Source organism: Brevibacterium gallinarum, from assembly GCF_014836885.1.
GTDB classification, from domain to species: domain Bacteria; phylum Actinomycetota; class Actinomycetes; order Actinomycetales; family Brevibacteriaceae; genus Brevibacterium; species Brevibacterium gallinarum.
On record NZ_JACSPY010000008.1, the window covers coordinates 130,462 to 145,638 of the forward strand.

General features: G+C 67.4%; 12 protein-coding genes. 10 read left to right on the forward strand and 2 right to left on the reverse strand.

Annotated features, from left to right (window positions below; all coding sequences use genetic code 11):
* Positions 1-217: 217 nt before the first annotated feature.
* Both H9634_RS09710 and H9634_RS09715 read left to right on the forward strand, forming a co-directional pair.
* Positions 218-1,345, forward strand: coding sequence for an SPFH domain-containing protein (locus H9634_RS09710; protein WP_191726462.1), 1,128 nt, complete (start codon positions 218-220; stop codon positions 1,343-1,345).
* Between the two features lie 790 nt (positions 1,346-2,135).
* The gene (locus H9634_RS09715; RefSeq protein ID WP_404801683.1) at positions 2,136-3,641 is read left to right on the forward strand and encodes an NCS2 family permease; all 1,506 of its coding nucleotides are present in this window, start codon (positions 2,136-2,138) and stop codon (positions 3,639-3,641) included.
* Positions 3,642-3,698: 57 nt separating this feature from the next.
* Here H9634_RS09715 and H9634_RS09720 read toward each other — a convergent pair whose 3' ends face one another.
* The gene (locus tag H9634_RS09720; protein ID WP_191726463.1) at positions 3,699-4,739 is read right to left on the reverse strand and encodes a ketopantoate reductase family protein; all 1,041 of its coding nucleotides are present in this window, start codon (positions 4,737-4,739) and stop codon (positions 3,699-3,701) included.
* Between the two features lie 306 nt (positions 4,740-5,045).
* On the opposite strand from H9634_RS09720, the gene H9634_RS09725 reads away from it, so the two are divergent.
* Both H9634_RS09725 and H9634_RS14900 read left to right on the forward strand, forming a co-directional pair.
* Entirely contained in the window at positions 5,046-6,320 is a 1,275-nt protein-coding gene (locus H9634_RS09725; protein ID WP_191726464.1) for an amidohydrolase, read from the forward strand.
* A gap of 93 nt (positions 6,321-6,413) precedes the next feature.
* The gene (locus tag H9634_RS14900; RefSeq protein WP_191726465.1) at positions 6,414-8,540 is read left to right on the forward strand and encodes a threonine/serine exporter family protein; all 2,127 of its coding nucleotides are present in this window, start codon (positions 6,414-6,416) and stop codon (positions 8,538-8,540) included.
* 9 nt (positions 8,541-8,549) lie between these two features.
* Here the strand turns inward: H9634_RS14900 and H9634_RS09735 are convergent, their stop codons facing one another.
* Positions 8,550-9,218, reverse strand: coding sequence for a uracil-DNA glycosylase (locus H9634_RS09735; RefSeq protein ID WP_191726466.1), 669 nt, complete (start codon positions 9,216-9,218; stop codon positions 8,550-8,552).
* A gap of 111 nt (positions 9,219-9,329) precedes the next feature.
* Here H9634_RS09735 and mmsB point away from each other — a divergent pair, with 111 nt between their 5' ends.
* The 6 genes from mmsB (at position 9,330) to groL (ending at position 15,157) form a co-directional block, all read left to right on the forward strand.
* The gene (gene mmsB, locus H9634_RS09740; protein ID WP_191726467.1) at positions 9,330-10,226 is read left to right on the forward strand and encodes a 3-hydroxyisobutyrate dehydrogenase; all 897 of its coding nucleotides are present in this window, start codon (positions 9,330-9,332) and stop codon (positions 10,224-10,226) included.
* An 84-nt stretch (positions 10,227-10,310) separates the two neighbouring features.
* Positions 10,311-11,777 carry an aldehyde dehydrogenase family protein gene (locus H9634_RS09745; RefSeq protein WP_191726468.1) on the forward strand — a complete coding sequence of 489 codons (1,467 nt, stop codon included), beginning with the start codon at positions 10,311-10,313 and terminating at the stop codon, positions 11,775-11,777.
* A 165-nt stretch (positions 11,778-11,942) separates the two neighbouring features.
* Positions 11,943-12,197 (forward strand): DUF3263 domain-containing protein, encoded by a 255-nt coding sequence (locus H9634_RS09750; RefSeq protein ID WP_165883619.1) that lies wholly within the window; start codon positions 11,943-11,945, stop codon positions 12,195-12,197.
* Between the two features lie 3 nt (positions 12,198-12,200).
* Positions 12,201-12,806 (forward strand): LytR C-terminal domain-containing protein, encoded by a 606-nt coding sequence (locus H9634_RS09755; RefSeq protein ID WP_191726469.1) that lies wholly within the window; start codon positions 12,201-12,203, stop codon positions 12,804-12,806.
* Positions 12,807-13,056: 250 nt separating this feature from the next.
* The gene (locus H9634_RS09760) at positions 13,057-13,260 is read left to right on the forward strand and encodes a cold-shock protein (RefSeq protein ID WP_191726470.1); all 204 of its coding nucleotides are present in this window, start codon (positions 13,057-13,059) and stop codon (positions 13,258-13,260) included.
* Between the two features lie 271 nt (positions 13,261-13,531).
* Positions 13,532-15,157: a chaperonin GroEL gene (groL, locus tag H9634_RS09765; protein WP_191726471.1), complete on the forward strand. Its 1,626-nt coding sequence runs from the start codon at positions 13,532-13,534 to the stop codon at positions 15,155-15,157.
* The last annotated feature ends 20 nt before the right edge of the window (positions 15,158-15,177 follow it).

Genomic DNA, 15,177 nt, shown 5'->3' on the forward strand with positions numbered 1-15,177 from the left:
CCAGCCGCACCGGCCGGCACTGCGGTGCGGTCGGTGCGTGACCCGTTCCCGAGGCGGGCGTGCGGTGGACACCGTGCGCCCGCCTCGGTCGTGGAGGAGGGGGGAGACGATTCCGATGTGCGGGAACTGTTACACGATCGTCGTCTCCGCGTGTGGGCGCCGGCGATAGGCTGGGAGTCACACCTCTCGCCCCCAACCCAACAGGACTGGAGCACTTATGGACATCGGCGCGATCATCGGGATCCTCGTCGCCATCGGCGTTGTCATCGTCATCCTCATCGTCGTGGCAGCTCTGCTGTTCGGCGGCCTGCGCTCGAGCATCTTCTTCACCGTGCACACGCAGGAGAACGTCATCGTCGAGCGGTTCGGCAAATTCAAGAAGGTCGCCAAGCCCGGCCTCAACACCAAGGTTCCGTTCATCGAGACGACGACCAAGCCGATCTCCCTGCGCGTCCAGCAGCTGGAAGTCAACATCGAGACGAAGACGAAGGACAACGTCTTCGTCATGGTGCCGGTGGCTGTGCAGTACCTCGTGAGCGAGGACAAGGTCGTCGACGCCTACTACCGGCTGGCGAACCCGGAGGAGCAGATCCGCTCGTACGTCTTCGACACCGTCCGCTCAGCCCTGTCGACCCTGACGTTGGATTCGGCCTTCGAATCCAAGGACGACATCGCCACCAGTGTCGAGCACCGGCTGTCGGCGCAGATGGCCGGCTATGGCTTCCGCATCGTCAACACGCTTGTCACCGACATCTCCCCGGACCAGCGGGTGCGCGATTCAATGAACTCGATCAACGCCGCCCAGCGCGACCGGGTCGCCGCCCAGGCACTGGCCGAGGCCGACAAGATCAAGCGCGTCACCCAGGCTGAGGCTGAAGCCGAGTCCAAGCGCCTCCAGGGTGAGGGCGTGGCCGGGCAGCGCAAGGCGATCGCCACCGGCATCGCCGAGCAGTACGAGATGCTGCGCCGGGCCGGCATCGAATCGACTGCCGAGCAGCTGCTGCTCATGACCCAGTACTTCGACACCATGCAGGACGTCGCCCGCAACGGCCGCTCGAACGTCCTCATGCTGCCGAGCAACCCCGGTGCGCTCGGCGACCTCACCACCGAGATCCGCAATGCGCTGCTGACCTCGCACGAGTCCGAGCGGGCGATCGCAGGCTCCGAGCACGACTCCCGCCAGGAGCGTCTCGAGGCCCAGCGCCGCGAACGCGACGAGGCCGACCGTGCCCGCCGCGCCCGCGAGCAGTCCGCCCAGCAGCAGGCCCGTCGGGCAGCCGAGCAGGCCCGCCAGCAGCAGCGCCGCGACCTCCCCGAGCCACCGGACTTCATGCCCGGCATGTGAGGGACAGGCTCACGCATCGGACGTGTGTTCCGGCGCAGCTCCAACACCACCTCGTCACACCCCGCCTGGCAGCAGCCAGGCTGGGTGTGAGTGGTAAGGGGTGGGGCGGTGATTCTGTTCGCTTTCGCCCACTTGCGGGATGAGCAGGTTTCGCTTCATCTCAGCAGCAGGTTCTTGACGACGACTGAGGCCGCTGCCCAACTGGACGTGTTTCGCCCGATGAGAAAGGATCCGGTTGAAACGCCGGCGGATCCTCAATAAGCTGCTGTGGTCGGCCGAGATTCTCAAGGAGACTGAAAGAGCTCTGGTCGAGAAGATCGGGCGCGACTCGGTAAGAGCTGATTTCTCGTGTTGCGAAGATGAACGCCGCCTTCGAAGGTGCCGAGGTTCCTGCGGATGAGGCGCTTGTTTCTTGGATTACCTGCGACGAGAAGGACTGTGCGGTCCAGGCCAGCGCTGTCACCGGTGACGCTGATGTGCTGGTGACAGTCAACATCCTCGATCTCCCAGCTGCGTCGGTTGAACCCTGTGGAATAGTTGTGCTGCACCCGGATGAGTTCCTGACAGAGCTCTATCATCGCCGCCCACGCGAAATCCAGCGACAGCTATCTGCCACTCAGCTCCATGATGCATCCGCCGGATTGATCGACAGTCTCCTCGTCTGCCGCTCCACCCCCGCGCCATTCGGCAGGTCAGAGGCGTACACTTGGACATCGTCCGCGTCGAGGTGCGCCCTCGTGAGCGTCGGGCAGATTCAGTCACCACACACGAAAGGGCACGCGGCACCTCCGTGAGCACACAGCACCAGGACACCTCCGCCTCGGGCGCGGCAGGCGGCTTCTTCGGCACCAACGGCACCCTCGATCGCTTCTTCCACATCTCCGAACGAGGTTCGACGATCGGCCGCGAGATCCGCGGCGGCTTCGCGACCTTCTTCGCGATGAGCTACATCGTCGTGCTCAACCCGCTCATCATCGGTGCCTCGATGGACTCCACCGGCCACTTCCTGGGCGGAGGAACCGAACCGAACCTGCCGGCTGTCGCCGCGGCCACCTCGCTCGTCTCCGGCGTCCTCACGATCCTCATGGGCCTCGTCGGCAACTTCCCGATGGCGGTGTCCTCCTCACTCGGACTGTCGGCCTTCCTCACCTACAGCATCGTCGTGCTGCCGGGCATGACCTGGGCTGATGCGATGGGCCTGGTCGTCATCGAAGGCGTCATCCTCCTCATCCTCGTGCTCACCGGCTTCCGCGCCGCGATCTTCAACGCCGTGCCCAGCCAGCTCAAGACCGCCATCAGCGTGGGCATCGGCCTGTTCATCGCCCTCATCGGCATGATGAACGCCGGCTTCCTGTCCAAAGGCGAGGGCGCGGCCCTCGAACTGGGCACCGGCGGGTTCCTCTTCGGCTGGCCGGTGCTCATCTTCCTCATCGCCCTGCTGGGCCTGTTCGTCATGTGGTCAGCGCGTGTGCGCGGGGCGATCCTCTACTCGATCCTTGGGGCCACCGCGCTCGCCCTCATCGTCGAGGCGGTCGTCGGGATCGGCCCGAAGACCGGCGCCGACGGCGAGGTCGCCAACCCCTACGGCTGGGGACTGACCGTGCCGACGCTCAACCAGGAGTGGCTGAGCCTGCCGGACTTCTCGCTGCTCGGCAGCTTCAATCTGCTCGGATCCTGGCAACACATCGGCATCGTCGCCGCCTCACTGGCGGTCTTCACCCTGCTGCTGGCGAACTTCTTCGACCTGCTCGGCACGATGGTCGCGATCTCGAAGGAAGGCGACATCGTCGACTCCAGCGGTGAGATCCCGCAATCGAAGCGGATCATGGTCGCCGACGCCTTCGGCGCGATCGGCGGCGGCCTCGGTTCGATGTCGTCGAACTCCGGTTTCATCGAGTCGACCGTCGGCGTGGGCGAAGGCGCGCGCACCGGCCTGGCCAATGTCATGGCCGGCTTCATGTTCCTCCTCACCATCATCGCCGCCCCGCTCGCCGCGGTGATCCCCACCGAGGCCGCCGCCCCGACGCTCGTGCTCGTCGGCTTCCTCATGATGCAGCAGGTGCTGCGCATCGACTGGGCTGATGTCGAGATCGCGATCCCGGCATTCATGACCGTGGTCCTCATGCCGTTCTCGTACTCGATCACCAACGGCATCGGGGCCGGCTTCATCAGCTACGTCGTCATCAAGGTGCTGCGCGGCAAAGCCGGCGAGGTCCACCCGCTCATGTTCGTCACCGCGGCGCTGTTCGTCGTCTACTTCGTCTCCGGGCCGATCCAGAACGCCCTCGGCGGCTGACACCAGCGACAGCCGGCCGCGCCGGTTGCCGTCTGCTTCCCGCCGGCTGCTGCCCGGTCAGTCGAGCAGCACGCGGGTGAGCACCGCCAGGCGCTCCTGCGGGTCGGCAGGGATCTGGCCGCCGAGGTCATCGCCTGCCGCCAGCGCTCGGCACCACCGCATGACGAACGCGTTCTTGGCCACCGGCACCCCCAGCGTGTTGCCGATGCGCACGATCTCACCGCCGAGGTAGTCCGTCTCGATCGAACCGGTCCCGCGCGCCAGTGACTGCCACGACGAGGAGGCGAACTCCTCGACACCGGCGACCTCGCCGAGCTCGATCCTGTCCTCGAGCCCGAAGGCCTTCGGACTCGACCCGACGTGCTCGATCCCGGCTGCGGCATAGACAGCCTTCGCCTCAGTCCTGAGCGCTTCGTTGAGCTCGCCGTATGCGATGCCAGGCCCGAGGATCGAGTCGAGCCCATTGGCCAGATTCGTCAGCAGCTTGCCCCAGATGTGCGGCCACAGCTCATCGGCACTGCCGAGCGCCTCGGCGGCGAACCCAGCCGTGCGCGCATCGGCGACGAACTGCCGGGCGGTGGCCACCGCCTCGGGATCGGCTGTGACCGGACCGGCGAAGTACGCGCCGTGATCAGGCTGCATGCGCGTGATGACCTCGCCGGGGGAGAGGAACAGTGCCGGCATCCACACCGTGGCTGCGACCACCGTGCGGAAGTGCCGGGGTGCCTGCCGGGCGGCCTCGGTGCCGTTGAGCAGCAGGACGATCGGCAGCAGCTCGCCGGCGGCGCCGATCACCGTGCCCGAGGCGCCGGTCACCGGGCGGTCGGCCCACTGCGGCAGGGCGGTGAGCGCCTGGTTCGTCTTCGTCGCCAGCACGAGCACGTCGCCGGTGCGCAGTTCGACCTCCTCCGGGCTGCGGGCGAGCTCGGGCCGGGCGCTGATGGTCCCTGATGGGGTGCGCATCTGAAGTCCGCCGGCGGCGATGGCGTCGGCGTGCTCGCCGCGGGCGATGACGGTGATGGACAGGCCGGCGTCGCTGCCGGCCGCTGCCAGGGTGCCGCCGATCGCGCCGGCCCCGATGATGACGTACCTGTTCATGCGTCCACGCTACCAATACCGGCGGCAGCGGGAGCCGTGGGAAAGTTAGCAAAGTTATTCACGGTTTCACCTCCGGATTCCATGAACAACTTTGCTAACTTTCCCACGCAGCTGCTGTGTGGAGGGTGGGGAGAGGCTGCAGTGAGGGTCGCTGTTCGGCTGTTTGGGGTGGTGATGATGGTGGCGGCCTTTCCCGGCAGTCGACTGTGGCTGCCCCGGCCGTGGGCGCCAGCGGTTCCCGTTAGGCTGGGGGGAGTGGCCTGCAGCACCCGCGCCGCCCAGCCCGCACCGCCGTGAAGGAGCCCTATGTATCAGCCCGTCGCCGTTCCGCCGCGCCACACCGTCGCCCTGACCGGAGCGCGGCTGCTGCCGATCGCCGATGCTGAAGGCAACCCGGCGCCCGAGATCGCCTCCGGCACGATCGTCCTCGACGAGGGCACCATCACCGCGATCGGCCCCGATGCCGAGGTCGAGGTGCCTGCAGGTGCCGAGGTCATCGACGCCTCGGGGACGGTCATCGCACCTGGCTTCGTCGAAAGCCACGCCCATATGGGCGTCCACGAGGACGGCGAGGGCGGCGAGAGCAACGACGTCAACGAGATGACCGGCCCCGACGGTTCGGCCCTGCGCGCCCTCGACGCGATCAACCCCGCTGACGTCGGCTTCAAGGACGCGCTGCGCGGCGGGGTCACCACCGCCGTCATCAAGCCCGGCTCCGGCAACCCGATCGGTGGGCGGACCGCTGCGCTCAAGACCTGGGGGAGGGTAGTCGACGAGATGCTCATCAGCCAGGACATCTCGGTCAAGTCGGCGATGGGCGAGAACCCCAAGCGCATCTACGGCGAGCGCAAGCAGACCCCGGCCACCCGCCTCGGGGTGGCGAAGATCCAGCGTGAGGCCTTCGTCAAGGCGCGCAACTACATCGCCAACCGGGCTGCCGCCGCCGAGGTGGGGGTCCCCTTCGATCGGGACCTGGGCTTGGAGACGCTGGCCGATGTGCTGACCGGCCACCTTGTGTGGGATCAGCACTGCCACCGTGCCGACGACATCGCCACGGCGGTCCGGCTGGCCGAGGAGTTCGGCTACCGGCTCATCATCAACCACGGCACCGAAGGCCATCTCATCGCCGACTACATTGCTGAGAAGGGCCTTGATGTCATCGTCGGCCCGCTCATGACCTCCCGGTCGAAGGTCGAGCTGCGCCACCGCACCCTGGCGACCCCGGCAGCGTATGCGAAGGCCGGGGTGCGGTTCGCGCTCACCACCGACCACCCGGTGGTCCCGATCTTCTTCTTCGTCGATCAGGCCCGCTTCGCTGTGCGCGAGGGACTTGACCCCGCGATCGCACTGCAGGCGATGACGATCCACCCGGCGGCGATCCTCGGACTCGATGACCGTGTCGGATCTTTAGCGGTGGGCCGCGACGCTGATATCGTGCAGTGGAGCGCCCATCCGCTCGACTTCGATGCGCGTGTCACCAGCGTCTACGTGTCCGGCCGGCACGTGTACACACACGATTTCGCCAGCGGTGAGGCATTCGTGGCCGACCCGTTCGGCCCCACCCGGATCCACGAGCCGTGAGCACCGACCGTTCGTCCAGCGACGGTTCACGTGAGCATCAGATCCATCAGGTAGAACCGAGATCAGACCCAGTGTGACGGATGAGAAGAACCAGTGGCAGAAGACAGTGATCGCCTACCGCGCCGGCGTCTGCTGCGCCCGCGCAGCCGCAGCACCGGATCTCGTGCCGCGGCAGGCGATGGCGCACGCCATGACTCCCGTCCGGCGGACACCGGTCGGCAGGCCGGAGGACGCGATCTCGGCCCGGAGGCCAACCGGCCGCTGAACACCAACGAATACACCGGCTCGACCGCAGGTGCCGCACTGCGCACCACCGGCGGGATCCCGCAGGAGACCGTTGCCGAGGCCACCGAGAAGGCCCAGGCCGCCCAGAGCACCGGCAAAGCCCAGACCGCCGAGAAGGCCCAGGCCGGCCGGTGGCGCGGGTCCAAGCAGCCGAAGACCCGCACCCCACGCGGCAGGAACGGCAAGCGCGCCCACCCGGCACCAACTGCCAGCCCGGCAGCCCACCCGGCTGCCCGCCCAGCCACCGCCTCGGACCCGGCCACTGCCTCCGGCCCAGCCACCGCCTCGGGCCCGGATGCGAGCCCGGTCGACCCCTCCGAAGCCCTCACCCCGCCGGTGGCCCGCGGAGCCGACGGCAGCTACGGCACGGGCCGGTCGGCCTCCACCCAGCGGTTCCGGCGCAACGGCAGCTCGCGCAGCATCGTCGAGAAGACCAACGCCGCCGGCTCATCCTCGAAGCGGATGGCCGAGCGCCTCGCCCGCAAGGCCGTCGGGCAGATCACCGGCGACTCGATGCCGGCGACCGACCCGATCCCGATCGTCGCCACCCTCAAGGGCACCCCCTACCAGGCGCCGGTGATGTCGCAGGCGAAGGGCGAAGAGGAAGCCCGCAAGATCATGGAGCTGGCCGTCGACATCGGCTGGATCATGCTGCGCGCCGGCGCCCCGACCGCCGACGTCGAGGTCTCCGTCATCGCCACCTGCACCGCCCTCGGCCTGCCGACCGCCGAAGTCGACCTGACCTCGAACTCCCTCAACGTGCACTACTCCGACCCCGAGGGCCGGCTGCTCAACGTCATGCGCGTCAGCCGCGAGGAGTCGATCCACTACTCGAAGCTCGCCTCGGTGCACAAGCTCGTCACCGACATCGTCGACGGCAAGGTCGAGTACTTGGAGGCCAGCGAGCGGATCGACGCGATCCGCCAGCAGCGCCGCCCGTTCGCCGGCTGGTTCGTCGCCCTGGCCTGGGGCATGCTCGTGACCTGCTTCGTGCTGCTGCTCGGCGGCTCGGCGGTCTCGGCGGTCATCGGCTTCGGGATGGCGATCGTCATCGATCGCTTCGGGGCGCTGCTCGCCCGCTTCGACGTGCCCCCGTTCTTCACCGCGATGGGCCAATCGACATTCGCCACCGTCCTCGCCATGGCGGCCTGGACATTCGGGTTCATCTCCGCGCCCCAGTATCTTGTGGCCGCCGGCATCGTGCTGCTGCTGCCGACTGCCGGTCTCATCGCCGCGGTGCAGGACTCGCTGACGAACTTCCCGCTCACCGCCTCGGCGAAGGCCGTGGCCGTCGGCACCACGCTGGCCGGCATCGTCTCCGGCATCGCCCTGGGCATCATGATCGGCCGGGCGATCGGACTCTCACCGATCGAGGTGATCGTCACCTCCGGCGGGGTCGAAGCGCTCACCACCATCATCTCGCTCATCGCCGCGATCCTCGTCGGCATGTGCGGTGCGATCGGCATGCAGGCGGCCAAACGCCAGATCGTCATCGCCGGGCTCATCGGCGGTGTGGGCTTCGTCATCTACGTCGGCTGCACGCTGCTGGGCCTGGGCAATGTCGTCACCTGCTTCATCGCCGCCACGGTCGTCGGGCTCATCGTCCGGCCGGTGGCGCTGCGCCGTGGGGCGCCGCCGATCGTGCTGCTGCTGCCGGGCATCTTCCCGCTGCTGCAGGGCCTGTCGATCTTCTCCGCCGCCTACCAGATCGTCCAGCCGCAGGACGCGATCCCGCTGTCGATGGGACTGTCCTCACTGTTCACCGCCGTGACGGCCAATGCCGCGATCGCCGTGGGCGCGGTGTTCGGCGACTTCCTCGCCCGCCCGATCTACCAGCGGGTCAAGGACCGCCGTGAGAAGTCCGATGCCGTCGCCGAGGCGACCGCCGGCGCGCACCCGACCTCCACCTCGGGCACGGGGCAGGTCTCCAGCTGAGACCGCCGGTCAGGGCAGCTGCCAGTCGATCGGCTCGCCGCCGCGCTCAGCCAGCAGCGCATTGGCCCGGCTGAACGGCCGGGAGCCGAAGAACCCGCGCGAAGCGCTCAGCGGCGAGGGGTGCGGTGAGGCGACGATCGGCACATCGCCCAGCCGCGGCGCCAGGGACTGCGCATCGCGGCCCCACAGAATCGCCACGAGCGGCCCGCCGCGGGCGGCGAGCACCTCGATCGCCCGGTCGGTGACCGCCTCCCAGCCCTGGTTCCGGTGCGAGGCCGGCGAGCCGGGGGCGACGGTGAGAACCCGGTTGAGCAGCATGACCCCCTGCGCCTGCCAGGGACGCAGGTCCCCGCTGCTCGGCGGCGGAACCCCGAGGTCGGTGCCGAGCTCTGTGAAGATGTTCGTCAGCGACCGCGGCAGCGGGCGGACGTCCGGGGCGACAGCGAAGGACAGCCCGATCGGGTGGCCGGGCGTCGGGTACGGATCCTGGCCGACGATGAGCACGCGCACGCCGGACAGCGGTTCGCGGAAGGCGCGGAACACATCGTCCCCGGCCGGCAGATACGCCCGGCCGGCGGCCAGTTCGGCGCGCAGGAAATCGCCCATCGCGGTGATCTGACCGGCCACCGGGGCCATCGCCTCAGCCCAGTCCGGGGCCATGATCTTCTCAAGACTCATACCGCCATCGTAGCCAGCAGCGACTTCCACAGCCCCCGGCGTGACCGGCAACACAGGCGGACGCTATGCTCAACACAGCGCGTACACTCGCATCGATCCGAAAGGACTCCAATGTCGACGATCGCATGGATCGGGCTGGGCCACATGGGCCTGCCGATGACGAAGAACCTCATGAAGGCCGGGCACACTGTGCGCGGCTTCGATCTCTCCGAACCTGCCATGAACGCCGCCGCCGAGGCGGGGGTGACCACGTGTGCCTCGGCTGCCGAGGCGCTTGAGGGTGCCGAGGTCGTGTTCACGATGCTGCCCAAGGGCGAGCACTCGCTGGCAGCCTACGGCGGCGATGAGGGCATCTTCGCCACGGCCGCACCCGGCACCCTGCTCATCGACTCCTCGACGATCGACGTCGCCAGCTGCCAGCAGCTGCACGACCAGGCCACGGAGGCCGGCTTCGAGTTCGTCGACGCCCCGGTCTCCGGCGGCATCGCCGGAGCCGAGAAGGGCACCCTGGCCTTCATGGTCGGCGGCGAGGAGGCGGCAGTCGAGAAGGCCCGCCCGTTCATCGAGCCGATGGCCGGCAACGTCATCGCCACCGGCGCGCCGACGACCGGGCAGGCGGCGAAGATCTGCAACAACCTCATGCTCTTCATCAACATGGTCTCCACCTCCGAGGCCGCGGTGCTCGCCGACCGCCTCGGGCTCGACCACTCGGTGTTCTACTCGATCGCGAAGGTCTCCTCCGGTGACTCGTGGCCGCTGCGCACCTGGTACCCGTACCCTGGTGTCGTCGAGACCTCGCCGGCCAATGAGGACTTCGCCCCGACCTTCACCGCCGACCTGGCGCTCAAGGACATCAACCTGGCGCTCGCCGCAGGTGAGGACACCGACACCGACCTGACGCTCGGCACGATCGTCAAGGACATGCTCCAGCAGGTCTCGGATGCCGGATCCGGCGGCAAGGACTGCTCGATCGTCAAGAAACTGGTCGACGGCTCCTTCGACGCCTGAGCTGGCTGCTGCCGCAGCGGGCACACCGCTTTGAACCCCCGCCTCCCCTCATCCTGAGGGCCCCTGTTGTGAAAGGACCACACGATGTCAGATTTCCCGCAGCCCACTGACTGGCACATGCTCATCGGCGGCGAATGGGTCGACGCCCTCGACGGCTCGCGCGCCGATGTCATCACCCCCATCGACCGCAATGTCGTCATCGCCCGCGTGCCCAACGGCAAGGCTGAGGACGCCGACCGCGCCGTCAAGGCCGCCCGCGCCGCCTTCCCAGCCTGGTCTGGTCTGCACTTCAAGGAGCGTCAGAAGATGCTGACGAAGTGCGCCGATGCCCTGGAGGCCAGCATCGAGGAGCTGGCCGAGCTCACCGCGCTTGATACCGGCAACGCCAAGCGCACCCAGGCCCGTCCCGAGGCGACGATGCTCTCGGAGATCTTCCGCTACTTCGGCGGTGTCGCCGGCGAGGTCAAGGGCAATACGCTGCCGGCTGGTGAGCAGCAGCTCAACTACACCCGGCGTGTGCCGCTCGGCGTGGTGGCCGGCATCCTGCCGTGGAACTCCCCGCTCATGATCGCCGGCTTCAAGACCCCGGCAGCACTGGCGGCCGGCAACACGATCGTGCTCAAGTGCGCTGAGGATGCACCGCTGACCATCCTGAAGATGGCCGAGATCTGCTCGCAGTTCCTGCCCGACGGCGTCCTCAACGTCGTCACCGGCAAGGGCTCGGTCATCGGCGAGGCGCTCGTCCAGCACCCGGATGTCGACAAGGTCTCGTTCACCGGCTCGACCTCGGTGGGCCGCCATGTCGCCGAGGCCGCTGCCAGCCGCCTGGCGCACTCCTCGATGGAGCTCGGCGGCAAGAGCCCGAACATCATCTTCCCGGATGCCGACCTGGAAGCCGCACTCGACCAGGTGCTGCTCGCCACCCGCTTCGCCCGCCAGGGTCAGTCGTGCACGATGGGCTCGCGCCTGTTCCTGCACGAGGAAATCTACGACGACTTCCTCGCCAAGCTCGTCGAGAAGGTCAAGGGACTCACGGTCGGCGACCCGCGCGATGAGGCCTCCGACATCGGCTGCGTCATCAACCAGAAGCAGTACGATCTGGTCCAGGAGTACATCGACCACGGCAAGGCCGAGGACGGCGTCGAGGTCGCCTATGACGGCCATGATTCCCTTGAGGTCGGCGAGCCGGGCTTCTACCACGCCCCGGTGATCTTCGCGCAGGCCAAGAACGACTGGAAGACCTCCCAGGAGGAGATCTTCGGCCCGGTGCTCTCCGTCATCCGGTTCTCCACCGAAGACGAGGTCGTCGAGATGGCCAACGACTCCGACTACGGCCTGGCCGCCTACGTCTTCACCGGCGACCTCGGCCGCGGACTGCGGATGGCCGACCGGATCCAGTCCGGCTGGGTGCAGGTCAACCAGGGCGGACCGCAGGTCGTCGGCCAGGCCTACGGCGGCTTCAAGACCTCCGGCATCGGCCGTGAGCTCTCCCTTGAGGGCATGCTCGAAGGCTTCACCCAGATCAAGCAGGTCAATGTCAAGATCGGCTGACCGGCCCACCAGGCCCGCTCGCGGGCCTGCCGCGATGACAGCCGCCGGTGCGGTGCTGCAGCCCAGCACGGCACCGGCGGCTGCTGTGTGACCGGTGCGCCCAGCCTGAAGCACATGCGTGTCATTCTTCGCTAGACTGTGGCTATCCGACAGAAGGCAGGTGGCATGAGCGAGCAGGAGCTCACCGAACTCGAATCCCGCGTACTGCGCTTCGAGCGCCAGTGGCATACCTACGGAGGCGCCAAGGACGGCGCGATCCGCCAGGAGTTCGACATGTCGGCCCCGGCCTACTTCCAGCTGCTCAACACCCTGCTCGACAGCCCCGCGGCCTACGCCGCCGACCCCATCCTCATCAAACGGCTGCGCCGCATCCGCGAGAGCCGTCACCAGCATCGCGCCCGCGCGCGCATGGCGAGGTAGCCGATGGCCAAGTACCCACGTGACGAATTCGACGACCTCCAGCCCACCGGCCGCAAGGGCGCCCACCGCCGAGGCGGGCCGATCTCGCAGGGCGGTGCGATCGCCCTCATAGCTGTGCTTGCCATCGCCGCGCTGCTCGTCGTGTTCGGTGCCTTCAACATCATCCGCCAGTCCGCCTCGAACCCCGAGGAGAACGTGGCGGAGCCGCCGGCCGCCACCGAAGGGGCCGAACCGACCGAGGAGACCTCCGACCCAGCCGTCGACGTCGTCGACAAGACCGCCGAGGTCCACGTCCTCAACGGCTCCGGGGTCACCGGCGCGGCTGCGAAGTTCCGTGAGCACCTCGTATCCAACGGCTGGAACGTCACCGACGTCGGCAACCATGCGACGAATGAGTCCTCCTCAGCGGTGTACTACTCCGATGACGAGTACGAGATGCAGGCCGGTGCGCTGGCCGCTGAGCTCGGTGTCGAGACCGTAGAGAAGTCGACCGAATTCCCCGGCCAGGTGACCTTGCTCATCACCTCCGACATCGCCGATGCGGACCTCGACAGCCTCGGCGGCGACGGCGGTTCGACCGACGGCGCCACCGGCGGCACCGGCAACTGAGTACTCTGATTCCGCATTCGATCGGAAACGCGTGACTCTGCTGCGGTGTTTGCAGGGAACGCCACCCGTGGCATAGGCTGGCGGCAATGTATGAGATACAAGGAAACTTGCCGTAACCGACAGTCTTCCGGGCATACAGTGACCCGCGTCGATCGCGCTGCTGTCGCACGATGGCAGCTGCGTGCCCGGCGCGAACAACGGAGTTCCTTGGATGGGTGCCCCGCTGCAGTACGCATGATATGGAGTAGAAATGACGCAAGGCACGGTCAAGTGGTTCAACGCTGAGAAGGGCTACGGCTTCATCACCGTGGAAGGCGGAGACCAGGACGTCTTCGTCCATTGGACCGCGATCGAGATGGACGGATACCGCTCGCTTGAAGAAGGCCAGCAGGTCCAGTTCACGGTTGGCGAAGGCGGCAAGGGCCCGCAGGCAGAATCGGTCACGGTGCTCTGAGCACTGTCGACCGGCGCTGTCCGCCGATCACCAGAAGAGCCGGGTTGCCCCCGGCTCTTCTCATGTCCGGACTCCCTGCGCCTGCACCGTTCCCGAGGTGTGGGTGCAGTTTTGCACTCTCGACCTGAGAGTGCTAAATCTAGTACTGGTAAATCTCGGCCCCGAGAAGTGAGACAGGCTGCTGTGGAAGGGAATCAGCAGAACCGGCTCTGCCGTCGCGGGCGCTCAGGACCGGGAAGACATGCCACTCCGTTCAGGGAGGACCAGCCATATGGCAAAGCTCATCTCATTCGATGAAGATGCACGCCGCGGACTCGAAACCGGACTCAACACCCTGGCCGATGCGGTCAAGGTGACCCTGGGGCCGCGCGGCCGCAACGTCGTGCTCGAAAAGAAGTGGGGCGCACCGACCATCACCAATGACGGTGTCTCCATCGCCAAGGAGATCGAACTCGAGGATCCGTACGAGAAGATCGGCGCCGAGCTCGTCAAGGAAGTCGCGAAGAAGACTGACGACGTCGCCGGCGACGGCACCACCACCGCCACCGTCCTGGCCCAGGCTCTCGTCCGCGAGGGACTGCGCAACGTGGCCGCCGGTGCTGACCCGCTCAGCCTCAAGCGCGGCATCGAGAAGGCTGTTGCAGCCGTCTCCGATGTGCTGCTCGAGACCGCCAAGGACGTCGAGACCAAGGAGCAGATCGCTGCGACCGCTGGCATCTCGGCAGGCGACCCGGCCATCGGCGAGCTCATCGCCGAGGCGATCGACAAGGTCGGCAAGGAAGGCGTCGTCACCGTCGAGGAGTCGAACACCTTCGGCCTGGAGCTCGAGCTCACCGAGGGCATGCGCTTCGACAAGGGCTACATCTCCGGGTACTTCGTCACCGACGCCGAGCGTCAGGAGACGGTGCTGGAGGATCCCTACATCCTCATCGTCAACTCGAAGATCTCGAACGTCAAGGATCTGCTGCCGGTGCTGGAGAAGATCCAGCAGTCGGGCAAGCCGCTGCTCATCATCGCCGAGGACGTCGAGGGCGAAGCCCTGGCTGTGCTCGTGGTGAACAAGATCCGCGGCACCTTCAAGTCCGTGGCCGTCAAGGCACCGGGCTTCGGCGACCGCCGCAAGGCGCAGCTGGCCGACATCGCCATCCTCACCGGTGGCCAGGTCATCGCCGAAGAGGTCGGCCTCAAGCTCGAGAACGCCACCCTCGACCTGCTGGGCACCGCCCGCAAGGTCGTTGTCACCAAGGACGAGACCACCATCGTCGAAGGTGCCGGTGACGCCGACGAGATCCAGGGCCGCGTGCAGCAGATCCGCACGGAGATCGAGAACTCCGATTCGGATTACGACCGCGAGAAGCTGCAGGAGCGCCTGGCCAAGCTGGCCGGCGGCGTGGCAGTCATCAAGGCCGGAGCTGCGACCGAGGTCGAGCTCAAGGAGCGCAAGCACCGCATCGAGGATGCTGTGCGCAACGCCAAGGCCGCAGTCGACGAGGGCATCGTCGCCGGTGGCGGCGTGGCACTCATCCAGGCCGGCAAGACCGCTTTCGAGAAGCTGCAGCTCGACGGAGACGAAGCCACCGGTGCTGCGATCGTCAAGGTCGCCATCGACGCTCCGCTCAAGCAGATCGCCACGAACGCCGGCCTCGAGCCCGGTGTGGTGGCCGAGAAGGTCCGCAACCTCGAACCGGGACACGGCCTCAACGCCGCCACCGGCGAGTACGAGGACCTCATGGCTGCCGGCATCAACGACCCGGTCAAGGTGACCCGCTCTGCACTGCAGAACGCCGCCTCGATCGCCGGTCTGTTCCTCACCACCGAGGCCGTCATCGCCGACAAGCCGGAGAAGGCTCCGGCGATGCCCGGTGGCGAACCGGACATGGGCGGCATGGGCTTCTGAGCCGCTGAGAACTGAACGGC